Annotated in this window: 25 protein-coding genes, 1 tRNA gene and 2 pseudogenes; 21 read left to right on the top strand and 7 right to left on the bottom strand. The window is 56.4% G+C overall.

Annotation, left to right across the window (positions count from 1 at the left end; translation table 11 throughout):
* Positions 1 to 272: 272 nt before the first annotated feature.
* Complete coding sequence (locus AC1RTQ_RS10495; protein ID WP_492875531.1) at positions 273 to 482, top strand: hypothetical protein; 210 nt, start codon at positions 273 to 275, stop codon at positions 480 to 482.
* On the top strand, positions 476 to 718 hold the full coding sequence (locus AC1RTQ_RS10490; RefSeq protein ID WP_492875529.1) for a hypothetical protein: 243 nt from the start codon (positions 476 to 478) through the stop codon (positions 716 to 718). The genes AC1RTQ_RS10495 and AC1RTQ_RS10490 overlap by 7 nt, the downstream gene beginning before the upstream one ends.
* Positions 719 to 744: 26 nt before the next feature.
* Here AC1RTQ_RS10490 and AC1RTQ_RS10485 read toward each other — a convergent pair whose 3' ends face one another.
* Positions 745 to 1,083 (bottom strand): hypothetical protein, encoded by a 339-nt coding sequence (locus AC1RTQ_RS10485; protein WP_492875527.1) that lies wholly within the window; start codon positions 1,081 to 1,083, stop codon positions 745 to 747.
* A gap of 86 nt (positions 1,084 to 1,169) precedes the next feature.
* Between AC1RTQ_RS10485 and AC1RTQ_RS10480 the strand changes: the two genes are divergently transcribed.
* Positions 1,170 to 1,742 carry a PLxRFG domain-containing protein gene (locus tag AC1RTQ_RS10480; protein WP_492875525.1) on the top strand — a complete coding sequence of 191 codons (573 nt, stop codon included), beginning with the start codon at positions 1,170 to 1,172 and terminating at the stop codon, positions 1,740 to 1,742.
* 122 nt (positions 1,743 to 1,864) lie between these two features.
* On the top strand, positions 1,865 to 2,329 hold the full coding sequence (locus AC1RTQ_RS10475; RefSeq protein WP_492875523.1) for a GNAT family N-acetyltransferase: 465 nt from the start codon (positions 1,865 to 1,867) through the stop codon (positions 2,327 to 2,329).
* A 277-nt stretch (positions 2,330 to 2,606) separates the two neighbouring features.
* Here the strand turns inward: AC1RTQ_RS10475 and AC1RTQ_RS10470 are convergent, their stop codons facing one another.
* Positions 2,607 to 2,990, bottom strand: a complete 384-nt coding sequence (locus tag AC1RTQ_RS10470) for a c-type cytochrome (RefSeq protein WP_492875521.1) — start codon at positions 2,988 to 2,990, stop codon at positions 2,607 to 2,609.
* 126 nt (positions 2,991 to 3,116) lie between these two features.
* Here AC1RTQ_RS10470 and AC1RTQ_RS10465 point away from each other — a divergent pair, with 126 nt between their 5' ends.
* From AC1RTQ_RS10465 to AC1RTQ_RS10455, 3 genes are all read left to right on the top strand, one after another.
* Positions 3,117 to 3,482, top strand: coding sequence for a hypothetical protein (locus AC1RTQ_RS10465; protein ID WP_492875519.1), 366 nt, complete (start codon positions 3,117 to 3,119; stop codon positions 3,480 to 3,482).
* A 290-nt stretch (positions 3,483 to 3,772) separates the two neighbouring features.
* Complete coding sequence (locus tag AC1RTQ_RS10460; protein ID WP_492875517.1) at positions 3,773 to 4,015, top strand: hypothetical protein; 243 nt, start codon at positions 3,773 to 3,775, stop codon at positions 4,013 to 4,015.
* Entirely contained in the window at positions 4,012 to 5,760 is a 1,749-nt protein-coding gene (locus AC1RTQ_RS10455; protein WP_492875516.1) for a methyl-accepting chemotaxis protein, read from the top strand. The genes AC1RTQ_RS10460 and AC1RTQ_RS10455 overlap by 4 nt, the downstream gene beginning before the upstream one ends.
* A gap of 288 nt (positions 5,761 to 6,048) precedes the next feature.
* On the opposite strand, the gene AC1RTQ_RS10450 is transcribed toward AC1RTQ_RS10455, so the two are convergent.
* A complete protein-coding gene (locus tag AC1RTQ_RS10450) occupies positions 6,049 to 6,267 on the bottom strand; it encodes a hypothetical protein (protein ID WP_492875514.1) in 219 nt (72 codons plus the stop codon).
* Positions 6,268 to 6,464: 197 nt separating this feature from the next.
* Between AC1RTQ_RS10450 and AC1RTQ_RS10445 the strand changes: the two genes are divergently transcribed.
* A complete protein-coding gene (locus tag AC1RTQ_RS10445) occupies positions 6,465 to 8,198 on the top strand; it encodes a GGDEF domain-containing protein (RefSeq protein WP_492875512.1) in 1,734 nt (577 codons plus the stop codon).
* Between the two features lie 94 nt (positions 8,199 to 8,292).
* On the opposite strand, the pseudogene AC1RTQ_RS10440 reads toward AC1RTQ_RS10445, so the two are convergent.
* Positions 8,293 to 8,478: pseudogene (locus AC1RTQ_RS10440) on the bottom strand (thermonuclease family protein); the annotation flags it as partial.
* Positions 8,479 to 8,739: 261 nt separating this feature from the next.
* Here AC1RTQ_RS10440 and AC1RTQ_RS10435 point away from each other — a divergent pair.
* Positions 8,740 to 8,813, top strand: a tRNA-Gly gene (locus AC1RTQ_RS10435).
* 27 nt (positions 8,814 to 8,840) lie between these two features.
* On the opposite strand, the gene AC1RTQ_RS10430 is transcribed toward AC1RTQ_RS10435, so the two are convergent.
* Positions 8,841 to 9,356: a site-specific integrase gene (locus AC1RTQ_RS10430; protein WP_492875510.1), complete on the bottom strand. Its 516-nt coding sequence runs from the start codon at positions 9,354 to 9,356 to the stop codon at positions 8,841 to 8,843.
* 72 nt (positions 9,357 to 9,428) lie between these two features.
* On the opposite strand from AC1RTQ_RS10430, the pseudogene AC1RTQ_RS10425 reads away from it, so the two are divergent.
* The 7 genes and pseudogenes from AC1RTQ_RS10425 to AC1RTQ_RS10395 form a co-directional block, all read left to right on the top strand.
* Positions 9,429 to 10,229 (top strand): annotated as a pseudogene (locus AC1RTQ_RS10425) (phage terminase large subunit family protein); the annotation flags it as partial.
* 3 nt (positions 10,230 to 10,232) lie between these two features.
* Complete coding sequence (locus AC1RTQ_RS10420) at positions 10,233 to 12,584, top strand: terminase gpA endonuclease subunit (protein WP_492876115.1); 2,352 nt, start codon at positions 10,233 to 10,235, stop codon at positions 12,582 to 12,584.
* A gap of 50 nt (positions 12,585 to 12,634) precedes the next feature.
* Entirely contained in the window at positions 12,635 to 12,982 is a 348-nt protein-coding gene (locus tag AC1RTQ_RS10415; protein WP_492875508.1) for a Mor transcription activator family protein, read from the top strand.
* A 1-nt stretch (position 12,983) separates the two neighbouring features.
* A complete protein-coding gene (locus AC1RTQ_RS10410) occupies positions 12,984 to 13,646 on the top strand; it encodes an AAA family ATPase (RefSeq protein ID WP_492875506.1) in 663 nt (220 codons plus the stop codon).
* A gap of 54 nt (positions 13,647 to 13,700) precedes the next feature.
* The gene (locus AC1RTQ_RS10405; RefSeq protein WP_492875504.1) at positions 13,701 to 14,621 is read left to right on the top strand and encodes an AAA family ATPase; all 921 of its coding nucleotides are present in this window, start codon (positions 13,701 to 13,703) and stop codon (positions 14,619 to 14,621) included.
* Positions 14,611 to 15,705 (top strand): hypothetical protein, encoded by a 1,095-nt coding sequence (locus AC1RTQ_RS10400; RefSeq protein ID WP_492875502.1) that lies wholly within the window; start codon positions 14,611 to 14,613, stop codon positions 15,703 to 15,705. The genes AC1RTQ_RS10405 and AC1RTQ_RS10400 overlap by 11 nt, the downstream gene beginning before the upstream one ends.
* Positions 15,706 to 16,004: 299 nt before the next feature.
* Positions 16,005 to 16,790, top strand: a complete 786-nt coding sequence (locus AC1RTQ_RS10395; protein ID WP_492875500.1) for a Rha family transcriptional regulator — start codon at positions 16,005 to 16,007, stop codon at positions 16,788 to 16,790.
* 141 nt (positions 16,791 to 16,931) lie between these two features.
* Here AC1RTQ_RS10395 and AC1RTQ_RS10390 read toward each other — a convergent pair whose 3' ends face one another.
* Positions 16,932 to 17,873, bottom strand: coding sequence for a hypothetical protein (locus AC1RTQ_RS10390; RefSeq protein WP_492875498.1), 942 nt, complete (start codon positions 17,871 to 17,873; stop codon positions 16,932 to 16,934).
* Between the two features lie 123 nt (positions 17,874 to 17,996).
* Between AC1RTQ_RS10390 and AC1RTQ_RS10385 the strand changes: the two genes are divergently transcribed.
* The 3 genes from AC1RTQ_RS10385 (at position 17,997) to AC1RTQ_RS10375 (ending at position 20,792) form a co-directional block, all read left to right on the top strand.
* Positions 17,997 to 18,275 carry a hypothetical protein gene (locus tag AC1RTQ_RS10385; RefSeq protein WP_492875496.1) on the top strand — a complete coding sequence of 93 codons (279 nt, stop codon included), beginning with the start codon at positions 17,997 to 17,999 and terminating at the stop codon, positions 18,273 to 18,275.
* A 2-nt stretch (positions 18,276 to 18,277) separates the two neighbouring features.
* Positions 18,278 to 19,093, top strand: a complete 816-nt coding sequence (locus tag AC1RTQ_RS10380; RefSeq protein ID WP_492875494.1) for a phage portal protein — start codon at positions 18,278 to 18,280, stop codon at positions 19,091 to 19,093.
* Positions 19,094 to 19,181: 88 nt separating this feature from the next.
* Positions 19,182 to 20,792 carry a Fic family protein gene (locus tag AC1RTQ_RS10375; RefSeq protein WP_492875492.1) on the top strand — a complete coding sequence of 537 codons (1,611 nt, stop codon included), beginning with the start codon at positions 19,182 to 19,184 and terminating at the stop codon, positions 20,790 to 20,792.
* 113 nt (positions 20,793 to 20,905) lie between these two features.
* On the opposite strand, the gene AC1RTQ_RS10370 is transcribed toward AC1RTQ_RS10375, so the two are convergent.
* Entirely contained in the window at positions 20,906 to 21,673 is a 768-nt protein-coding gene (locus AC1RTQ_RS10370) for a Rha family transcriptional regulator (protein WP_492875490.1), read from the bottom strand.
* Between the two features lie 174 nt (positions 21,674 to 21,847).
* On the opposite strand from AC1RTQ_RS10370, the gene AC1RTQ_RS10365 reads away from it, so the two are divergent.
* Both AC1RTQ_RS10365 and AC1RTQ_RS10360 read left to right on the top strand, forming a co-directional pair.
* A complete protein-coding gene (locus AC1RTQ_RS10365; RefSeq protein WP_492875488.1) occupies positions 21,848 to 22,846 on the top strand; it encodes an IS5 family transposase in 999 nt (332 codons plus the stop codon).
* 346 nt (positions 22,847 to 23,192) lie between these two features.
* Positions 23,193 to 23,904: ESPR domain-containing protein (locus AC1RTQ_RS10360; RefSeq protein ID WP_492875486.1), on the top strand; the 712-nt coding region annotated here is incomplete at its 3' end.

Genomic DNA, 23,904 nt, shown 5'->3' with positions numbered 1-23,904 from the left:
CCTGTGGCCTATGACAACTATCGATTGCTTGAGCACGGAGGGCGCGAGGCCCACTGCGAGTACGGCATTGAAGCCGCCGCTTCACGCGCGAACAGATCCTGAAGGCCGGGCTCTGGTCCAGGAAGCTGCCCATGTGGGCCTGAGAAGTGTAAGAGCGAATATCCTGAAGCATCAATGAATTCCACAAAAGCAAGGCACACCTCTGGAACATCGACACACCGCGTCCGTGATGGGGCGTGGATCTTGGCACCACGGAGGAAACGCCGATGCTCATGTTGGTGTTTGAAGCAATCAGGCAGATCAACGATGCCGGCGGCGAGCCCACGCGCGAGCGCATTGTCGCCATGACGGGGCTGAAACTCACCACGGTGGATGACCAGATCAAGGTGCTGCGAGGCGAGGGCATGATCAGCCCGCATAAGCAGTGCTACTGGCCGCTGCACCAGCATGTGAAGTTGTCAGTGTCATGGAGGACATGCTGAGCAGCATCCGTGATTGCTCCATGGCAATGATCGGCATTGATCTGGTGTTCTCGACCTTCTACAGCAAAACCTTCGCAACCTGGCATGAGCGTCTGAAAGCCGCCATTGAAACCGTTGGCAAGTCCGGTAAGGACTGGCTTGACGCGCTGCGCAACAGCTCTCGCTACAAGGTCTGTGTGAACACTGCAGCAGCCGCCAACCGCACCCGCGTGCAGATGGCCTTAGCAGGTATCTAAAAATGAAGCCCCATATGGGGCTTTATTTAAAAGTTGCCTTTTTCGTGAAGTCTTTGAATCTCAGAATCCATACCGCGTGGATTCAATTTAAGGATGTTTGAGATTCTCTGTGTATTCTGGTTGAAAAATCTGCAATACCCCTCTTTTTGTGCTTCATCCAAGCGCGGCGTTTTGAGGGTGAAGTCTGATAAACTATCCTGATGCGCCTTGATGTAGTAATCGGGAATTTTTATATCTGCTGCCAGGGTTTTAATCAAGGTTTCAATATTTTCTTTGGTTTCTTGACATATTTGAGGAAGCTGTGGGGCTGGTGTGCAGCAGGCTGCGAAAGTCAGGACAACTAAAGGGTAAAGCAGTAACTTCATAAAAAATCTTCAACAAACCTTGGTAATGAATCAATTCAGCCGCGCACGGAAATATGCGCAGCTCACACCTTGCGTGAAGGATAACCATGTTCAACCTGCTTCCCGGTATCGGCCTGTTCCTGGACAAGCCCAATCGCGAGCGGAACATGACGGAAATCATTGGGCCTGCTGGTGATCTTGTGGCGCGCGGCTTTGGCGGAGCGCGCCAGGCGGCAAAGGGTGTGGCGAATTGGGATGCATCTGCTGTTGGCAGAGGGATGCTGGAATGGGCGCCCACCGCAGTGAGCAACCTGGCCAAGGGTGCCGACATGGCGGCCACGGGCATGTACCGCGACACCAAGGGCTACAAGGTGATCGATACGACTCTGGCGAAAGCGATCGGTTTACAGCCCAAGAGCGTGGCTGAGGTGCAGGAGGCCAATCGCTTCATGCAGCGCAGCAAGTCGTTCTATATCCAGACCAGCTCTGACATCAAGGCGCAATGGGCAGACGCGCTATGGCGCAAGGACGAGGCCGCCGTGCAGCGGGTGCGCGAACGCCTGGCGGCGTGGAATCGCGACAACCCCGAGCAGCCCATTGTGGTGAAGATGCCGGATGTGTGGAAGCGCGTGCGCGAGATGGGCCAGGACCGCAGCGACCGGTTGAATCCGCCACCCTAAGAAGTCATATGGCATCAATCGTCAAACCTCAGTAGCTGGGTGATATTCTGTTGTAGTCTCTTGTCTGGTGAGTGTCCTCAGATAGGAGCGAGATCAGTGCAATCCTCAAATATTAATCGATTATGAATATTCGTCGCGCCAAAGCGGAAGATGCAGAAGCAATAAGTGCGCTAATCAATACCTTCGCTGATCGTTTTACATTAGATTCCGATGGGATTGGTGCTGAGCGCTTCCTGGATTCGATCACGCCATTGGGCATCGAGAGCATTGTCACCGCTCTAAACTTCTACTATTTGATTGCAGAAATTGATGGGCACCTGGCAGGCGCTGTCGCATTGCGAGATGGCCGTCATCTTTTTCACCTCTTCGTTGCACCAGAATATCAACGCAGCGGCATGGCCCGCACGCTTTGGCTTGCAGTGAAAAAAGGGGCTTCGGATGGAATTGAAGCCTTTACTGTAAATTCGAGCGTCAACGCAGTTCCCGTATACGAGAGATTCGGGTTTAGGACGACTGGATTGCGCACTGAAATGAATGGTATAGCCTTTGTGCCGATGAAAGCAGATGTCACGGCGAGCTCGCTCTAGGGATGCAATCAAGCTCTCCTGTGCGGAATCACTGTTAGAAATGGAAGCAAAGGCGGCTGTATGCCCGACCGGTGAAAGGCTGTTTCTTGCCGGTGGGAGAGTGGCGAGAAGACCCAGCGCGGCCAGTCAATCTGGTGATTGACGTTGGCATCTAAAGCCCGTGCGAACCCATTGCTGCGATATAGAGTTGAAGCTGAGGCTTAACTGTTCAGACGGCGATTGTCGGCTGCTGGCCGAACTGCGACTGTCGCTGTTCGAGCCATCGCGGTCAGACATTTCACCGACTCTTGTAAATGACGTCACTCATGTATTTGTTTAAATCGCGAAAATCCTGAACAGTCCAGGCGTGAGGGGCCAGCCTCATCCCGTTCTCCCGCAAAGTTCTCGGAATCAGGTCTCCATTCGGACGAAGTATCACCGATGAGACAATAACGCCCGGATACTCATCGAGACGCTTTTTGAAGGCAGCAGCTGTGAGATCGGGCGTTGGAGGAGTGCTTCGCTTGGCCAATGGCCCGGTGCCCTTGATATCTGCACCGTGGCACATCGCGCATCTCTGCGTGTAGAGATTTTTCCCATTGCTGTTCTGCGCGAAGGATGGTGATGGTTGGCTCAATACCAGCGCTCCAAGAGAAGCGATGAATAACGCTCTTGCTTTCATATTGCCTTGTCATATCACGCAGATTGCTCCGCCGAGTATAGCTTGAAGGCTCACTGAACCTAGCCCATCCTCGAATGAGGGTGTGCGCACGAAGTCAAAGCAAACAATACATTCACAAGACGATTCATGTTGAAAAAATTCACCGTTGGTCTGTTGCTGCTCGCGGCCTCATCAATAATGTTCGCAGAGACGCGAGCTGGTCCTGCGATCACGATAAATTTCGATTATCGCCCTGAGGATTACAAGCGTGTCTGGGTCTTATGGATCCGCCTAGACAAGGCTTTGAGGCGTTCTGGAGCGGGTGAACTGAATGAGCCAGAGCTTCACGCGGATGGCAACGACGGGTACTTTGGTATTCGTGGGCAAGATGCTGAACGACTATACCGAATAGTCGCGCCGATCCTGAAGTCGTCAGCGTTGATGCAAGGGGCCGAAGTCACAAAGAGGTCGGCCACGGGCCAGTTTGTTTTCTCGATACAACAAGGGCGCTAAATCGCGACATTGGGCATGGATATGCAAAGCGTTAATTTAGCCACACGCTGCATGCGAGGAGTCACCTGCCGCCGATACATGGCGTGGCCCTTCGACTGCCCCTTCCGCCTACATTGAGCGACCGATCTTGGCGCTTTTGCCATTCAGGAACTAGACCGTGAATGCATCGGAACAGCCTGAGACGGTCGCCTGTGGGAATACCTCCAAGGACAGCTACTGGCCGTTAGCGACTGTTTGCAGTACCCCTCTAGGGTTCGACCGTTGAACCTGGTTTCGGAACACTCCGGGGCATGAAAAGAGCTATCGCATCAATGCTGGCTCTGCCGGGCATTCACCTGCATCTGAGTGCCAAGCAAAAACAGGACATCGCCATCGCGGCAGTGCAAACCACGCCAGGAGCCGCATCGGCCGGTGCAGCGCGGCTGGGCGGGCTTCCTCTCTGCGCGAAAAACGCCTGCAAAGACGCAATGTTCAAGGGATTGGCTTTGCCTAGTGAGCAGAAAATATGTGCTTCTGTGCAGGTTCAAAAATGAAAATTTCAACACGATTAATCTTGCTGGTGGGCGTCATGTCCATGCTACTTCTGGGCATCGGCCTACTTGGCCTACGTGGTATGGGGGGCAGCAACGATGGCCTGAAAACTGTGTACGAAGATCGCACAGTGGCACTAGGGAAGCTGGGACAAATCCAAAGCCTGATGATGACCAATGCTTATCTGGTCAGCGCTGCAACGCTGGATGCGAGTCCAGAGGTGGTCAAAGAGCTCACCAGTGCGGTTGAGGCAAACATAGGCAAGATCACCCAGACTTGGAACGAGTACATGGCCACCTACCTCACACCGGAGGAGGCCGTGATTGCCAAAAAATTTGCCGAGGCCCGCGGCAAGTACGTTAGTGAGGGTCTGAAGCCCACAGTGGCGGCTCTCCGTGCAGACAATATGCAGGAGAGCCAGCGCATGTCTAACAAGGTTCTGCGGGCGCTATACGCTCCCGCGAAAGAACAAATAGACGCGTTGATCCAGCTGCAATTGGATGTGGCCAAGTCGGAATACGATGGCGCGTTGGAGCATTACGCTTCAGTGCGCATGTTTTCCACGGCGTCGATCGTTCTTGGACTGCTGTTTGCTGTCAGCATCGGATACTTCCTCATCACTGGGATTTCGCGCTCTCTCAAACAGGCCGGAGATCTTTCCCGCGCTATTGAAGCTGGCGACCTGAGTGCGCAGGTGACGATCACTGGCAAGGACGAGGTTGCCAGCCTGCTGCATACCCTGGTGGCCATGCGTGACAGCCTCACCCGAGTGGTATCCAGCGTGCGCCAGGGAGCGGAGGGCGTTGCCACGGCGAGCTCGGAGATCGCTGAGGGTAACCAGGATCTCTCTGCCCGTACCGAAAGCCAGGCTAGTGCGCTGGAGGAAACTGCGGCGTCCATGGAGGAGCTTGACTCCACGGTCAAACAAAATGCCGAATCCGCCAGCCAAGCCAACCAGTTGTCCTTGAATGCCAGCAAGGTGGCTGTGCAGGGTGGTGAAGTGGTCGGGCAAGTGGTCGAAACCATGAAGGGCATCAATGAGTCCAGCCGCAAGATTGCCGACATCATCAGCATCATCGACAGCATCGCATTCCAGACCAATATCTTGGCCCTCAATGCGGCCGTGGAAGCCGCACGTGCTGGCGAGCAGGGGCGAGGATTTGCAGTGGTGGCCAGCGAAGTGCGTTCTCTGGCTGGGCGATCGGCCGAAGCGGCCAAAGAGATCAAGACACTGATCGGCGCAAGCATGGAGTGGGTCGAACAAGGCACTGCCTTGGTGGACCAGGCGGGCGAAACAATGACCGAGGTGGTGAACTCTATACGTCGAGTCACCGACATCATGCGCGAAATCAGTGCCGCCAGCAGTGAGCAGAGCGCCGGTGTCTCGCAGGTGGGCGAAGCTGTCATGCAGATGGATCAGGTCACTCAGCAGAATGCCGCGCTGGTGGAGCAGATGGCCGCAGCAGCCAGTAGTCTCAAAGCTCAATCCCAGGATTTGGTGCAAGTGGTGGCAGTGTTCAAGCTCAGCGATGGTGTGAGCCACTCCGCTGAGCGGAAAGCGCTCAGCTCCTCCACTAAGCCGGTGACAGCCCAAGTCCCTGCGCCGAAAGCACCGACTTCTCCAATCCCCGCGAGAAAGACTGTTGCAGGGGCGAAGAATTCGTCAGCTGCTTCCGTGCCCGCCCGCATACCTAAGGCAGCGCCTATCGCCTCCATGACCAATGAGGATGATTGGGAGGCTTTTTAACGGTAGAAGATTCGAGCCTGCTTTCTTGCAAAAAGCGGCGCTCGCTCAGGCCTCTGCCGACCTGCACTCGGAGCTCAAAAAGGTGCGGGGGAGTGCGCCACGCTTGCCGGGCCTGGCCCGAAGAAAACAAGCCCGCCTTCAGCGGTTACCACAAGCAGCCATCCGGATTCGACTTCTTCTGTGATGTAGTCGCTGGCGCTGCCAGGCAGGATGCGCTCATTGGGAAAGCCACATCGCCCAGGTGTGCGCAACAAGGCGGAGTGCCAGTCTTCATCGACCATCATCGATCTACGGCTTGCGCACTGAGCTTGGCAATGTGTTTTTATGCGCGCGTTCCCAGTATTCGTCCAGTGTGTCAGCCACCTCGATGACTGTGAGCGTTCCCTTGACCGGGGTGGTTTCTGGGTGTTCCTTTTTGATCATCTCCTCGGAGCAGAGGTGCCTCGTGGTGCGCCACTTACCGAGATGGTCTTGATAGCACCAGTTGTAGTGATGTTCGATGTGCATGGGAACTCCTCTTGAGCTGTATATTCATGCAGTATCTGAGGCGTCTGACTTGTTAGTCCGTACGCATGTGCAACCGCAACCACACCCCGTCAGAGATCAAGATTGAGCGCCGCTTTCGCATCGGCAGGGAATCTCCGGGCTGGTGGAGGAATAAGCGCAACAGCAGCGCAGCGGCAGCGCCGACAATATTGGGCACCATGCGCCTGAGTCGTCTTTTCCTTTGCACCACCGTGCTGCTGCTCGGTCTGGTCTCATTGATGCTCGTGCGAACGATGTGGACCGACTGGCTGGACGTGCGCCGCGCTGAAGCCGGTCTGGAGGCGATGGAGTTGGCCTATGCGGCCATGCAGGTCGCCGAACACGCCTCGGCCGAGCGCGGTCCGGTCATCCCGGTGCTCAACGACCCGCCCTCGGACGCATTGCGCAAGCGCCTGACGCAGTTCCAGCTGGCGACCGATGCAGCTTTCGACGTGGCGCTGACGCGGCTGCGTCGACGAGAAGAGGCCGAGCTGCTGACCGCCTTGCCGGCGCTGGAGCGGGCGCGCACGCAGATGCAGGCAGCCCGGCAGGAGCTTGAACGGGTGGCAGCACTGCCCCAGGCCGAGCGCGCGGCCGTCGACAAACGCAGCACCCGGCAGGTCATCGACCAGATGTTCGAGGTTGTCGACACGGTGCTGGAGGCGGTTACCCTGCTGTCGGCTAGCGCCGAGCGCATCCACCCCAGCCTGTCGCTGCCGCTGGTTGGCGCGCGCTACGCCGCCGAGCTGCGCGAGCATGCAGGCCGCTTGGGCTCGCAATTCACCGCGCCGCTGGCCAGTGGCTCGCCGCTCGGGCTGCAAGAGCGCGACGGCATCCCCCGCCTGCTCGGCCGCATTGAGCAGCTCAAGGCCCTGCTGGATGTGAAGGCGCGCACCAGTTTGTCCGATCCGCGCATCGACGCCGCGCTGCAGGCTCAGCAGGAACACTATTTCGGTCATAGCCTGCCCTTCATCGCCGAGATTACCGCCCGCAGCCTGGCCGGCCAGCCCTATGGAATGAGCTCGGCACAGTTCATCTCCCGCTATGTCCCGGAGATGCGCAGCATCGTCGAGCTGCGCGACACACTGCACGAGGTGGGCCGCGAACAGGCCTGGGGGGAGGTGGCGGCAGCCTGGCAGCGGCTACGCTTCAATGCGCTGATTGGCTGCTGCATCCTGGTGCTGGAGGTTGGCGTCTTCATCACGCTGCGCCGCCGTGTGCTGGCGCCGCTGCTACTCATCACCAGGCATATGATGGAGCTGATGCGCGGTCGGCTGAACCAGCAGCTACCTGCGGTCCAGCGCAGCGACGAGATCGGCGAGCTGCAGGCCGCGGTGCTTGCATTGCAGGCCAGCCTGCAACGCACCCGGGAGCTGGAGGCCGAGCGCGAGACCCTGATTAGCGAGCTTCGCCTGCTTAGCCACCGCGACCATCTGACCGGGCTGATGAACCGCCGCGCCTTCGACGATCAGGCGCCGGCCCAGTTGGCCCAGGCCGAACGTCATCGTTGGCCGCTGGCGCTGCTGCTGTTTGATTTGGACCATTTCAAGCGCATTAACGACCAGCATGGTCACGAGACCGGCGACCAGTTGCTACAACATGCGGCGCAACTTGCACAGGCCCAACTGCGCAGAGGCGATCTGCTGGCCCGCTATGGTGGCGAGGAGTTCATCGCGCTGCTGCCCGGTTGCGATGACCAGGCGGCACTGGTGCTGGCCGAGCGCCTGCGCCAGGCCATGCAGCAGCCGCTGCACCGGCCCGATGGCAGCATACTGAACCTGAGCGCCAGCTTTGGCCTAGCGGTGCAGCCGGCTGGCCTCCAGTCCTCGCTGCCCGAACTCTTCAGCCGTGCCGACGCCGCACTCTATGAGGCTAAGGCCAAAGGCCGCAACCGGGTGCAGTTGGCGCTCTGAGCTGGCCGCGTTCTGCCGCACCAGTCTGTAAAGCGGGGTTTGCTCCGGGCGATGGCGCTGGTGGTGGAGTGGAACGCCATCCTTGCCACTGTTAACGATCTGTCTTGGTGCAGCGCAGCTCAGCCTCTTTCTGGAAGGTCAGCTTGGCCAGCGCTTGCCGGGCGCGATCCCCGAACGGCTGCTTGCGCTCAGGGGTGCCGATGCCCTGCAGTCTCACCTTGACCTGCTCGTATTGTCCAGGCTCGCCGCATCGGGCGGTCAGGGTATCGCCGTCGGAGATGCCGACGACAAGGCTGAGAAGCGGATTGGTGAGCTGTGGGAACTAAGAAGCAAAGTGCACCGTTGCAAGGATTTCAGCGTCGGCGCTCAAGAGCCTCAATGGCCGAAAAATCTATACTGAAACCTATGCCCACTGGTAGAGTGCAAGCGCGCTTCATTAGGTTTCGCTGTGCTAGAATTTTCCGATGCACTAAATTGTTTTTCCTAGGAAAGACAACGATTTGCGGCAGATTTTGCAATGAAATCATGCGGTTATCAGTGTGCGGGCGTCGTTCAATGGTAGGACTCTTGCTTCCCAAGCAAATAACGTGGGTTCGATTCCCATCGCCCGCTCCAGATTTACCCTTCTAGAACAAAGACTTATCACGATATTTGTTTTTTCGGGGGAGTTCCTGGGGAGTTTTGTCCGATAAAGGACTCCAGCTTCGCCTGCTCGATATCCCCCTGACCGTCGTCCAGCCACTTGGAATAGACGTTCAAAAACATCTCCACCGAATGCCCCATCTGCTTGGCTGCATAGGCCGGCGTCGCTCCTGCCATGAGCAGCATCGTCGCATAGGTGTGGCGCATGTTGTTGGGCGGGCGGTAACGAATGCCCAACGCCTTGAGCATCGGCACCCAGAAGGGGTTGCGAAAGCGCTTGTCGTCTGCCCAGGGCTCGCCATGCGTTGGGTCGACGAAGACCATTTTTGAATCCTTGGGCAGTGCCTGGCTCATGGCATCGCCGGCCACGTCGCCAAATTGCGCCTTCGGGGTCTGTTCCTTCTGCCTTTCCAATGCGTCCAGGGCCCGGCTGATCGTGCTGCGCATCAAGGCCGACGCGCGCAACGAGTGGATCCGCTCCACCTCCCAGCTGGTCAACAAAGAGGTCGAAGCCATGACGCAGCTCGACGCAGACGAGACCGCCGCATTTGATATCAGGGCAGGCCGCGTTGAGGAGGGCGACGCCGCATGAGCGCACCCCTCAGCCCCGAAGCCATGGCCGCCATCCAGGCCGCCGCCGCGCTCGGCCTGTCCAGCCTGCGGGCCGATGCGCCGCAAACCCTTAGCGAATGGACGGCAGAGCACTTTCTGCTGGCGGGTGAATCCAGCCACCAGAAGGGCGGCTGGGTCGGCTGGCCCTTTCAGCTCGGCATTCTCGACTTCATGAGCGACAACCGCATCGAAGAGCTGGCCGTCAAAAAGAGCAAGCGCGTGGGCTACACCAAGATGATCACCGCCTTCGTCGCCTACAACATCGCCCACCGCCGCCGCAAACAGGCGCTGTGGTAGCCCACCGACGACGACCGCGACAGCTACGTCAAGAGCGAGATCGAGCCCGTGCTCGACGGCGTGGCCGCCGTGCAGGCCGCGCGCCGCCAGGGTAAGGGGGTGGAGGACACCATCAAATACAAACCCTTTCGCGACAGCGTGCTGCACCTGCTGGGCGGCAAGGCCGCGCGGGCCTACCGCCGCATCACCGTGGCCGTCTCCATCCTCGACGAATGGAGCGCCTTCGACCAGAGCATCGAGAAATCCGGCGACCCCGGCAGCTTGGCCAAGGGCCGGCTGGAAGGCGCGCCATACCCCAAGTTTGTCGGCGGCAGCACGCCCCGCGTCAAAGGCATGTGCCATGTAGAGCGCGCCTGCGAAGAATCCGACGCCTACGTCCAGTACCACATCGAATGCCCGCGCTGCAGCACGGAGCACCCGCTCGTATGGGGCAGCAAAGAGCTGCCCTACGGCTTCAAATGGGTCAAAGGCCAGCCCGCCAGCGTGCACCATGTCTGCCCTCATTGCCTGGAGAGCATCACCCAGGCCGACTACCTGCCCGGCGGCTGGCCGCTCACCGGCACCTGGGTCTGCAAAAAGACCGGCCGCCGCTACGGCGCAGACCGCATCTGGCGCGATGCTGCAGGCCAGCCCTGCCGCCCCCCGCGCATCCTGGGCGTGCATGTCTGGGCCGCCTATAGCCCCCAGCGCACCTGGGTCAGCATCGTCGATGAATTCGAAAAGGCCCACCGCGCCCTGCAGGCCGGCGACGTGGCGCCCATGACCGGCTTCACCAACGAAACCCTGGGCGAGACCTGGGAGCTCAAAGGCGACAGCAGCGACGAACACGCCCTGCAGGCCCGGGCCGAAGACTACCCCCTGGGCCGCGTGCCCGCCGGCGCGCTGCTGCTCACCGCCGGGGTCGATGTGCAGCGCGACCGATGGGAGATCGCCATCTGGGCCTGGGGCCGTGGGCTGGAAAGCTGGGCCGTTGCCCACCAGGTCATCCAGGGCAACCCCGCCAGCGAGGCCGACTGGGAGCCCGTCACCCAATACCTGCAGCAGCGCTACGTGCAGGCCTGGCACGGCGGCAGCCTGGGGCTGTCTGCCATCAGCATCGACTCGTCCGACCAGACCCAGGCCGTCTACAACTGGGTGCGCAGCGCGCAAGGGCAGCTTGCCGGCCTGCGCGCCATCAAGGGCGACAACAACGACAACCGCAACATCGTGGGCCCCAGCAGCCTGCAAGAAGTCAACTACCGCGGCCGCAAGATATCGCACGGCATCAAGCTCTGGCTGGTGGGCGTGGACAGCGCCAAAGACCTGTTGCTGGGCCAGCTCGCCATCGACAAACCCGGCCCCGGCTACGTGCATACCAGCCAGAAGCTGCCGCGCGAATGGTACGAACAGCTCACCGCAGAGCAGCGCGTGCTGGCCAAGGTCAACGGCAAGGATGTGTACCGCTGGGTCAAGCGCAGGCCGCGCAATGAGGTGCTGGACTGCTTTGATGCTGAAACCGAAGTTCTCACGCACGGCGGCTGGCGGCGTTGGACCGATGTAGGGTACGAAGACCTGTTGGCGACGGTAGACCTCTCTACCGATCTGATTGAGTACCAAAAGCCATCGCTACTGATCGACAAGCCCTATGGCGGCGACATGGTGCAACTCAAAGGCAAGTCCATTGATGTGCTGGTCACGCCCGGCCATCGCATGGTGACCTTGAAAAAGCAGAACAGAACGATTGCTCCCGGCGTGCGGAAATGGGACTTTGATTTGCCGCCGCAAATCACGTTGGCCAAAGACTTGACCGTGCACCATGCACTCAAGATTGCGTCGAACTGGGTAGGGGATCAGTCGGACACCTACGTCATCCCCCAGTCTGTGTCCTCGCAAAACCGCATTCTCTTGCCAGAGGTGGTTGTCGATGCCCACGACATGGCGGCCTTCTTCGGGTGGTGGGTGTCCGAAGGCTCTGTGCAGGAAGTTCGTAGTAAAACACAGGGCAATGTGCGCAGGCGTGTCACGCTTCACCAAGTCAAGCCAGAGCGCCGCCGCGAGATCGAAGCACTGCTGTCCCGTCTGCCATGGAACTTCCATATCTCCCCGGACAGGTACATCCTCACCTGCATGCAAGCCTACGACCTGGTTGCGCCGCTGGGGCGCTTGCAGCATGAGCGCCGGGTGCCGCAGTGGATCAAGGATGCAAAGCCTAGCGTCATAGAGGCATTCCTCACAGCGGCCATTGCTGGTGATGGCTGGGTCCAGCAGCGTGAGAACCACCATCGACTAAGCCGCGCCTATGCCACAACGTCTCGTTTGCTAGCGGATGACATGCAGGAGCTGTTCATCAAAATTGGAAACGCCGCCTCGATGCGTTTGGTGCAGCCCAAACACCGCCCCATCATCAGAGGACATGAGTCGCCAGCGATTCCAAAGCTCCAGTACCACGTCTATGAGCGACTTGCCTCGCGCGCCTATCTGGACGGCGGCGGCAACGGCAAGCGCGGCTATATCGGGCAGATCGTGCAATACGAAGGCCGTGTGTACTGCGCCACGGTACCTAACGGCACTTTGATCCTGCGCCGTGGAGGCAAGACCTTTATTGCAGGCAACTGCCGCAACTACGCGCTGCACGCCGCCATGTGCCTTGGCATCCATAAATGGCCGGAGGCCCGCTGGCTGCAGCTGGAGCAGACCGTGCAGCCCCCGCAAGACCTCTTCAACACCGCCCCGGCCCAGGCCGCGCAGTCACAGCCGCAAAGCGATGAAGCAGCGCAGCCACGCGCGCCAGCACGGCCCAGCCCGTCGCGCCAGCTGGCGGACGAAGAGCTTTTTAGCCCCATCAGTCTCTATTAATAAAACCAATGCAAACGCAGGCGCCACAAGCACAACCAGCTATCAAAACAATGAACGACAAAGACGCAACATCCACCCCTTCGGTATCCAGCCACAACAGGCTGGACCCCATCGCCGTGCTGCGCGAAGAACTCGCCGCCGCCGCGCTATGTCATGGCGTGGAGCGGGTGGAGGATCTGACGGAAGAGCTGGTGCGCCGCTATGTGCAGCGGCTGGGTGGGGTGCAGGTGTATGTGCCTATTGAGCGCACGCTAAAGCGTGAGCGTTTGGCTAGAGAAATACGCACCAGCTTTGATGGGCGAAATGCGCGTGAGTTGGCGCAAAGGTTTGGGGTGAGCGTGAGGCAGGTGCAGAGGATTGTTCTGGCAGGTTCTGATTCGTCCTCTACTTGGATGTGATATGTTTCAAGGTGAAACACTGTTTGGAGGGGGCATGGCGGTATTAAGAAGTTTAGGCATAAAGAACCTGCGTAGTTTGAAAAATATTGAATCGGTACCAATATCGCCGATTACTGTTCTGATAGGGAAAAATAGCGTTGGTAAAAGTACATTTGCCAGAATATTTCCGCTAATTAGACAAAGTGTAGAGAGAAAAAAAAGATCACCAATATTGTGGTTTGGTGACTATGTGGATTTCGGTTCATTATCTCAAGCTATACATAGAGGGGAAACGGATCTCTCATTTAAATTCTCATTAAAATTAGATGAAAGTGACAATAATAATGATAAAAGTGAGAGGCCGGATGTTTTTTTAAATCAAGGAAATAGATCAACTTATCTTTTTAATGAGGCGGTTGTTGAGCTTGTTCTGTGTACCGGTGTTGATGGTAAGGCAGCATTTCCAAAATCAATTTGTGTTGAAGTTCAGGATTTCAATTTTGAAATAAAATTCAATGATGATAATGGATTTTTGAGTGTTATTGGTATCTATATAAATGGGAAAATGCAGTCCCTGCCACAAGGGTATAAAGCGTTTTCATTCCAAGGTGATGTCTTGCCGAATGTTATATTTGGTAGGTTAGAGCAAAAAACTAATCCAGACGGATCACAAGAGTCTCATTAAATCGTTGCTAGGAATCCTTGGAAATCAAGAATTGTTAATCAAATAAGTTACTGGGTGCATGGTAATGTTAGTCTTAACACAATCAGAAGAATATCATCCCAGGTAAAACTCGGCTCAGTACAGGATATAATAAAATCTGTCGCATCAATTGGTGGTCCGAATTCTTGGAGAGATCTTTCGAGATTTACGCAGGCGGGAAAGGAAGATTATTCAAAGTCATTCCAAGAAGCTATTCTTGCAGATGTTTTTCCTGAAATTGTGGAAAGAATTGATGGGGCTTTAAAAAAATACTTCTCATCGGTACGTTATTTAAAGCCTTTAAGAGCTACAGCTGAACGATACTATCGCCGTCAGGATTTGGCAGTTCATGAAATCGACCCTGAAGGTAGAAATCTACCAGTTTTTCTAGATAGCCTAAGTCTTTCTTCGCAGTTTAGCTTTAGAGAATGGATATCAAAAAGTTTAAAAATTGATGTCTTCCCTCAGCGTGAGGGTGAGCAGATTATGGTGATGGCGAGGGGGGAAAATGATGACAAACCATTCAACATCACGGATATGGGATTTGGTATATCACAGGTCCTTCCAATTGCAGCCCAGCTTTGGGCAATCAATGGCCGTCACAAGGATTTGGGTTCGTCATCCGCTGTGGTGATTGAACAGCCGGAGTTGCATCTTCATCCAGAGTATCAGGCTAGATTGGCTGACGTTTTTGCTGCTGCTGTTAAACAAAATAATGGTAGTAGGGGGAACACATCATTAATCATTGAGACACACAGTCAGCACCTGGTTAATAGGTTGGGGAGGCTTGTCGAAGAAAAGGTTATTTCTCCAGAGGATGTGACCATTCTTCTCTTTGAACCGAGTGAGAGTGAACAGAAATCCACTAGTGTACGAATATCAAGCTTCGATGAGGAAGGTGTTCTGCAGAATTGGCCATTTGGTTTCTTTGAGCCAGGAGAGAATAATGTGGCTTGAACTAGATGAGTCGTTAGTGGGGCTGTATCCGGTTGCAAATGCATCGCAGTGTGCTGCACTTGAATCTATAGCGTTGTCGGTATTTCATGGGAAAAATTTCCTATATGCCAAAAAGCGTACTCTGGATTGGATGTGTGCTCAGGATTTAAGTGGTGCTGCTAAGTCTGTTTGCCTGAAACTAAAAAATAGATTGTCTGAATATTCCGCCTTGAGAGAATTTATAAGACTGAAAGTTATGATTGTTTCTAGCGAAAGAGAGTTGGTATTTAATGATTCCGGGTTTTGGGAAGTGCCTTTTTCTGCAATAGAAGATAATCCGGTTTCTGGGTGTACTCTTTTGACGGAAAATCTTATGGATGCTGAAATATATCTGTTGGCGGCAGAGCACTATAAAAAGCATCGCAATATTAATGGGTTAATTCATAATTTGACAACTTCTGGTGGTGGTGGAAATCAAATCTACCCATCATTTATGAACTTTGTTAATCGTAGAGAGACCTTTTGTTTGTCGGTGACAGACACAGATAAAGATTATCCAGGGGCGGAGTCGAACTTGGTAAGCAGGAACTGTAAAGATCTTGCAGAAGAGAGACGATGGATTGCAACCCATTTTGATGTGCCGGCAAGGGAGTTGGAAAATTTACTTCCGATAAATTTAGTCGAAGATGCAATATTTGATGATGGAGGTGCGGTAGATTTGCACGTTCGATTTAACAATATAAAGTCTAAGATTGAAGATGATGTCGCTGCTTGGCTATATTGCGATCTAAAAATGGGTACTAGGTTCTCATGGGCTTACGGTAACCATGGCAATCATGAAAAGAGCTCCTTTTGGCGCACTTTTTTAGAATCAAAAAACCCGGCGGCACATGGGTGTAGTAACGGTTGCGATGATGGCTGCGATTGCTTTATGGTTGACTCTCTTGGAGAAAGAGTTGCTGAAAAGTTTCTTGATTTTTGCAAGAAGATTAGTAGCCATAAACAATATGAAAGAATGAAGACTTCAAGCAATGCGGATCAATGGCTCTCGGTTGGGAAAGCGGTCTTCGACTGGGGAGTCGCAGTTCCTAAATCCAGAAGTTAGGTCATGTAATCCTCTGCGATCTTCTGGTACAGTGTTCGTGTCACGCCCGTAAGCGTGATCTGGGCTTGGCGGCCCGGAACTACACAGGCGCAGCAGCCGCGCCATCACTTCATGGTCTGCGGCTTTTTGCTTTTATGAGCATGCCTGCGCGCGCATGGCTCCGCTTTACGGTGGGCCGTGTGGGGACACCCGCGAGGGTGTGCCGGTCCTGTGTCCGGTCCGCCAACCCTGCACGGTCCATCACCTTTGCTTGGCGGCTGAGGCGATGGGTTCAAACACTTGTCGCACAGGAGCCCGTCATGGCTGACATCACCATTGGTTCGTCCGTAACTGCCGCATCTGCTCGCCCCGAGCTTTCGATTCACGACGGCATCGTCACCACCACCAGCAACCAAATCGCCGCGCACTTCGGAAAGCAGCACAAGGCTGTACTGCGAGCTATCCGAAATTTGAGTGGTGTGGTGGAGGAAGATTTCTATCAGCGTAACTTTGTGCCGATACAAATCAGCACCGACCTTGGCATGGGTCGTACCCGCAAAGACCCCGCTTATCGCATCACACGCGATGGCTTTGTTTTCTTGGTGATGGGGTTCATCGGCAAGGAAGCCGCAGCATGGAAAGTTGCCTACCTTGCAGCCTTCAACCGCATGGAGGCTGAGTTGCAAAAGCCCGCGCAAGACCCGCAGCGTATCCAGCTCGCCCAGCGTCTGGCCACCCAGGCGGCAGCGCAGGTCACGCAGGCCGTGTTTGACGCCGTCATGGCAGCTGACAACACCGACTGGCGCCACGCCCGCTATCTGCTCAACCTGGGCTACGACCGCGAAGGCCAGCCCAGCGTGCCCCATGCCCAACCCATTGGCGACGACCAGATGATCGTCTCCTTCAACGCACTGCCTGAGCGTATTGCCAGCGGCGAGATCCTGTCCGCCACCGACGCCCAGCTCGCCACTCTGGCCACGGCCTGCACCCAGCGCCTGACCCAACGCGCCCAGCACCGCGAAAAGCAGGCCGCCAAGCCCAGCCTTCCTGCAACGCAGCCCACAGGCAGCTTGCCACCTGGCACGCTGATGATGACCTTCAAGTAGTCGGTTTTGATAGCTACTAGCGCTTGATGGATAAGCGCTAGAGGCTGATTTGGCTTGAATTCTTTGATCCAACGAAAAAGCCCCTGCTGGCTTTGGCTGGCAGGGCTTCTTTATGGTCGCTCTGGTTGTGTGAGCTGTGTCTCAAGAGTTGTCTGAGGTCGTCTTGTGCTTGGCTGAGGCATTGTCGCTAGGCGCAGATGGCTGGCGGATCAATGCAAGGCAGACTGCTGCAATGAGTGTGCCAAGGCCTGGCTCGCGTCTTGGCGAGGGTTGGAGTGTTTCTGCGGGGGCTTGTGCCACTGGAGGCGGAGCTGGTGGTTCCATGCGATGGAGCAAGATGAGATCGCGTAGCAAGTAATCCAGGGTAATTTGTCGGTTATGCAGTACAGGGAATATGGACGAAAAGAGGTACAGGACTAGCTCATAGATTTGGCGCAAAACTTGGTATGCAACAACGCACGCAACAAATGTCACGACGGCTAGCTGTGCCAATGCCTTCAAAAAAGTCCATGTACCTTCATCACCCATTGTCTCCATAAAGTTCAAGGCTTCATTCTTGCCAAGAAAAGCGATAACCAAGCCAATCAGCGCTGTCATGAGTGTCAGTAGCCGTGCTTTGGAATCAGGGTCGTAGATTTTGGGAAATAGCTCGTCTAAGTCTTTGTCAGAGGTCGAGCGGCAGGCCTTTTCCAAGGCCCGAAGTTCAATGATTTCTTTGGCCGTTGCCATGAACTTCCACGCCGGCCTATCAAGTAGGGCCTCTAGCCTTGATCTTTTGGACATGGTAAGGCGCTCAATCGGCCTTAGATCACTGTCTTCGCTGGTCGTTCGCACAGTGAGTTTGAAACGTTCGAATGCAATTAGCCCGCAAGATAGAAGGAAGGCAACCTCTGTTCCCAAGAACTGCCAGAACGGCTTGTCTTCTGATGGCATTTCAGCGAAGAAAAATTCGTAGCCAAAGTAGAAAAACAGTGCGAATAGGAAGATCGATAAATACCAGTGGTAGCTCTTGAGTCCGGGAAACGAGCTTCTTGGCTCGAACTCCTTGAAATAAGCGGCGGCTAACTTGTAGTAGTCGTCCATTTCCTCTCCCTCAAAATATTGTTTTCTGTGTCTATTATCTTATCTTTGCTATTAATTTGATTGTTGATGTTATTGCTGGATAAGCGTTCGTAGCCTGCGACATGTTTTTGTGACAGCCGTCACATGGCTTTGTCGCAGCCATCCGCCGACCATCGGCGCATGGGTCTCTACAGCCACCTCACCACCGAACAGCTCACCGCCCGGCGCGACAGTTATCTGGCCGCCATCGATGCGCGCCTGACTGGCCCCACGCAGGCCAGCCACAGCACCGACGGCGTGGGCGCGCGCTCCGTACAGTTCAATGCCGACACGACGCAGCTGTGCCCCGCCATTGACGACATCAACGCCGAACTGGCCCAGCGCAACGGCCAGGCCGTGCGCAAGCCCATCTACCTGGTGTAAGCATGGGCCGCAATACACGCCAGAACCAATCAAGTCGCCAAAGCCGCAGCCGCACATCGTTTGCGGCGTCGCTGGGCGCAGCGCCGCTCAAGGGCGGGGCGGCCATGTCTGCCTACCAGGGCGCATCGCACACCGATCTGGCGCTGAGTGACTGGCAGCCCATGGCGGGCAGCGCCGATGCCGACCTGCTGCCCGAACTGGGCACACTGACCAGCCGCACCCGCGACCTGGCCCGCAATGACGGGCTGATGGCCGGCGGCCTGCAGACCCATCGCGACAACGTGGTAGGCGCGGTGCTGCGCCTGTCTGCCGTGCCCGACTACCGCCTGCTGGGCTGGACGCCCGAGCAGGCCCGCGAGTGGGGCAACAAGGTAGAGGCGCACTTTCGCAGCTGGGCCGACACCACGGATTGCTACGCGGCCCGCTCGCTGGATTTGCTGGGGCTGACAGTGCTGCCCCTGGGCGGCGAGATGGTGAACGGCGATGCAGTAGTCATCCCCAAATGGCTGCCCCGGCCCGACAGCCCCTGGGCCACGCGCCTCAGCGTGATCGAGGCCGACCGGCTGGAGACCCCGCCGTACCTGGAGTGCATGGCCCGCATTCGCCGTGGCGTGGAGCTGGACGGCGAGGGCGCGCCCGTGGCCTACCACTTTCGCGCTGCGCATCCAGGCGATGCGCTGTACCTGCGCGGCGACGAGGCGCAGGACCTGAACCGCTGGGGGCGCGTGATCGACAAGCGGCGTCCGCGCTGTCCACCCTGCAAGCATCTTCAAGCCAAGTTCACTGAAGTAAAATCGATTTTGTGCAAACTCAAATAAATCTAATCGTTTTTATGCATCGAAAAACGACTTTAGTGGATTGAGTTGAATTCGTAATCGATGCTTCGGACCTTGTCTTGGGGAAAATATGACCGAATTAGCTGACAACGCGGTGGGTGCAAACTGGCTTATAGAGCAATTCGGCCTCCAGTTGATTGGCGACTTGCCGGTCCACAGCCGCATCGGAACGCGACGGACAACAACAGGTACCGACATTCGTCACGAGATATATCTTGAAGCCATGCGACCGGCTGATGCGCCTGCAGCGCATTTGCAGTTTCACCTGCGCCATGAAGTGCCGCACCTGGAGCTTCTATCCCGTCTTTTTGCCAAATCCGGTCCAGCCTTTGTACAGGAATGGATCAACTCCGAGCCCACAGGGCAGTATTCTCGTCGTGCAGCGTTTCTGTATGAGTGGTTGACCGAAGATCCGCTCACCCCTCCTGAGCGGTTGGGCGGGAACTATGTCGATGCACTGGATGATTCCAAGCAAGTCACGGCATCTGCCCATGCCGTCTTGAAAAACTCCCGCTGGCGGGTGAACGACAACATGGCAGGTACCCGCCATTTCTGCCCGATCCTGATCAAGACACCGGCCTATGCCGCCGCCGAGGGGCTTGATGTAAAGCAACTGTTCACGGGCCTTACCGAGGAATTTGGAGAAGAGCTTTTGCTGCGGGCCGCAGCCTGGATGACGCTGCGTGAAAGCAAGAGCAGCTTCATCATTGAAAGGGAGGGCGATCGGGTCAGCCGCATCCAGCGCTTTGCCGATGTGATGGGGCGGCGCACTGGCGAAGGGCAAGCCCCTCTTACGGATGAGGCATCAGCCGAGTTGCAACGTGAAATCTTGGGCGATGTGACAACGCTGGCCCAGTTCGGCTTTCGCAAGTCCCCGGTCTTCGTCGGTGAGAGCGTGAACCACAACGAAATCGTGCATTACGTCGCACCGGTTCAGGACGATGTGCCCGCCATGATGGAAGGTCTGCGCGCATTCATCGAGCGCACGCAGGGCCAGTCCCCTGTGATGCGCAGCGCCGTCGCAGCCTTTGGCTACGTCTACATCCACCCCATGGCTGATGGCAACGGCCGGGTGCACCGGTTTCTGATCAACGATGTGCTGCGCCGGGATGGTGTGATACCCGCGCCGGTCATACTGCCCGTGTCTGCCGTCATCACAGACGACACGGCGGAACGTCGGGCGTATGCGCGCGTTCTGGACCTGGTTTCTGCACCCCTGATGCGCAATATCCGCGAGTTGTACTCGTTCGCGCAGACCCGGACGACCTACCCGGATGGCGTGGTCTCCAACTTCGAATTTCAGGGCTGCGATACGGCCAGGCCGCTGTGGCGTTACATGGACCTCACCGGGCATGTTCAATACATGTCCAAAATCATCGAGCGCACCGTGACCGAGCAAATGCGTGAGGAGTCCAAATACCTCAGAAGCCATGCCGTGGCCCGCAGCGCTCTCAAGGAAATTATTGAAATGCCCGACCAGCAGGCGGATCGCCTGCTGCGCTCGATCGAGCAAAACAAAGGCGTTTTAAGTGGCGTTCTCAAGAAGGAGATGCCCATTCTCGAAAAGCCTGGCCTGTGGGATGAAATTGTCGAGGCTGTGCAGACCGCCTTCAAGAACGAAAACCCGCCGGATCCGCTGGTGGTTGAGCGGTATCACCCTGCAAAACCTGCAGGCAAGTAATTTTTGCAGAGATTTCGGCGAGGAATTGCCAAGGAAACAGCCTCCAGCGCTTACCCATCAAGCGCTGGAAGCTATCAAAAGCAGACTATCTGAACGTCATGCGCAGCAGGCCTTCATCGGGCGCAGGGGGCTGCTTGGCTGACAGGGCCGGTGTAGACGTGGGGGCGTTGGCCGGGGTACACCGGCAGCGTCACCTGCTTTTCGCGGTGCTGGGCGCGCTGGGTCAGCCGCTGGGTGCAGGCCGTCGCCAGCGTGGCCAGCTGGGCATCGGTTGCGCTCATGATCTCGCCGTCGGCAATGCGCTGCGGCAAGCTGCTGAAAGACACCACCATCTGGTCTGTCGCAATCGACTGCGCATAAGGCAGGGTGGGGCGGCCCTGGCTGTCGTAGTTCAGGTTCAGCAGATAGCGGCTGTGCTGCCACTCGTCTGCGTCACCTCCCATCACCGCGTTGAACACCGTGCGGTGCACCTGCGCCGCGGCCTCTGCGGCCAGAGAGAAGGCCAGCTCCATGCGCTGTGTGTCCGCAGCCTGGTGCAGTGCAGCCTCCATGCGCTTAAAGTCGTCGATATAGGCAACCTTCCAGCGTTGTGCCTCTTTGCCGGTAAAGCCCATGGCCAGCAGCGTGAAGTCGTCGCGAGTGATTCGGTAAGCCGGAAGCGTGCGTCCTGTTGAGTCCGTGAAATCGCTCAACGCAAAATTGCGTTCAGTGAATTCGGCAGGGGCGTCGAGTCTTTTTTTGGCGCGAATCACATCAGCGTGGCGTTTACCAAAGTGCTCTGCGATTGGAAGGCTGGTGGTGGTGACTGTTCCGTGATCGACGGAAAGCTCGGGACGAGCGGAGAGGTGGGTTGCGGACGAACCAATGCAGCTGTCAGCCATGATGAGGCTCCTACTGAACAAGGCATGAACCCATCACCTTCCCGACCAAGAGCAGGTGGTGGACCGTGCAGGGTTGGTCGACCGGCAGTAGGACCGGCACACCCTCGCGGGTGTCCCCACACGGCCCACCGTAAAGCGGAGCCATGCGTGCCGGGTGCGGCAGCATTTTGGCTCATGCAGCAAACTGATCTCGGCTTGAACCTCTCCACCAAGAAGACACGCAAACGCGAATTCCTTGAACAGATGCAGCAGGTTGTGCCCTGGAGGGATATGGTGGAACTGATTGCACCATACGCTCCAGAAGGGCGCAAAGGCCGACCACCGTTTCCCGTTGAGATGTTGCTGCGCATCCACTTCATGCAGCAGTGGTTTATTACCCTCAGCGATCCTGCCATGGAGGAAGCGCTGCATGACATGCCACTGTTCCGGGACTTTGCAGGCTTGTCATGGGACAGCGCTACTCTCGATGAGAGCACCATCCTGCGCTTTCGCCATTTGCTGCAAACGCACAAGCTGGCGGAGCAGATTCTGCAAACCGTCACAGACCTGCTGGAGGGCAAAAAGCTACTGCTTCGTACCGGCACCATCGTGGATGCCACACTAATTGCAGCGCCCAGTTCCACCAAGAACAGCACCAGGTCTCGTGATCCAGAGATGCACCAGACCAAGAAAGGTAACCAGTGGCACTTTGGTATGAAGGCCCACATTGGCGTGGATGCAGACTCAGGGGTGGTGCACACCGTACGAGGCACTGCAGCCAACATCAACGATGTAGTTGAAGCCAACAGCTTGCTACACGGACAAGAAACCAATGGATATGGCGACGCTGGCTACCAAGGTGCTGATAAGCGTCCCGACATGCCTGCGGCCACACCTGAGCGCAAACTGCGTTGGCATATTGCGATGAAGCGCAGCAAGCGCAAGGCCCTGGATCTGATGGAGCCGATCTCAGCCTCGCAGGAGCAACTTGAGCAGGTCAAATCCAAGATACGGGCCAAGGTCGAGCACCCATTCCGGGTCATCAAACGGCAGTTTGGTCATGTCAAAGTTCGCTACCGAGGCTTGAGCAAGAACACTCAGCAGTTGCATACCTTGTTTGCCTTGGCCAACTTATGGATGGCCCGTGGCCGGTTGCTTGTGAACATCCAATCCAAGCCAGTGATAACAGCCTAAAAAGGCAATATGCCCGCGAAGCGCGGGCATATTGGGGGGGAGAGGAGAGTCGCCAAAAATAGCAGTAGACGCTTTTATGGTGACTATCACGCTCGGAACTGCTTTGTGCAGAGGTTCCTTATCAAAAATGGCGCCTACAAAAGTGCTGTTTTTTTCGAAAAATCACTGATTTCAGTGATGTCTTGTACACACTTTTTCCTTTAAGCTTGCAATGTAATTAATTGTCAATTTAGAAACGAATTGGTTGATGTAGTAGGAGTTGCAAGTGCGGCTTCGCAGGTCTGCCGCAGCCTACCTCTCTCGGAATTGACGCACTTCACTATCAATTAGACGAGAGGTAAGGCCCGTGAATCAGGTCCATCGTGTGGTATTTAACGCTGTGACAGGCGTGTGGCAAGCCGTCAGCGAAATCGCAAAAGGCTGTGTGAAAAGTAGCCGCTCTTCTGTGGCGCTTGGCGGTGTAGCGGGAGTTGTTCTAGCCGGTGCGCTAGGTAGCGGATCGGCTTTGGCTGCAAATGAGCAAGAGTTCTATTGGGACCCTGCTCAGATTGGCGTTCCTCCGGGATCGGGCGGTACCGGTGTGTGGGATAACTCCAATCCTATCTGGACCGATGGTTTTGGTATCACTTCATGGTACGGCCCTGCTGTTGCAGTCTTTCAAGGCGCTGCGGGTGCTGTTCTCGTCACCAATCCTACAGACGTCGTAGGGCTGAAGTTCGCCGCCAATGGCTATGTGCTGAATGGGGCCCCTCTTCAACTCATGAATGGCTTGAGTAGCGGCTTCTTTGATGTCAGTGTCGGGTCCAGCTTCACTGCTATGGTCAATGGCTCTCTTCAGGGCAACGGCTCACTTCGTAAGCTTGATACGGGCACCCTTGTGCTTAATGGCGCGAATTCCTATTTGGGAGGAACCTCGCTGAATGCTGGCTCACTGGTGGTCGGCAGCAACACAGCGCTGGGTTTTGGTGGATTGACTACGATGGCCGGCACCACGTTGGATGCAACCACGGCAGTGACCCTGGCCAACGCGGTTGCGCTGGCGGGCGGGCTGACCATCG

It is taken from the genome of Comamonas sp. GW821-FHT11H03 (genome assembly GCF_058807955.1).
Note: the sequence above shows the minus strand (reverse complement) of the source record. Positions and strands in the feature narration are given on the sequence as shown.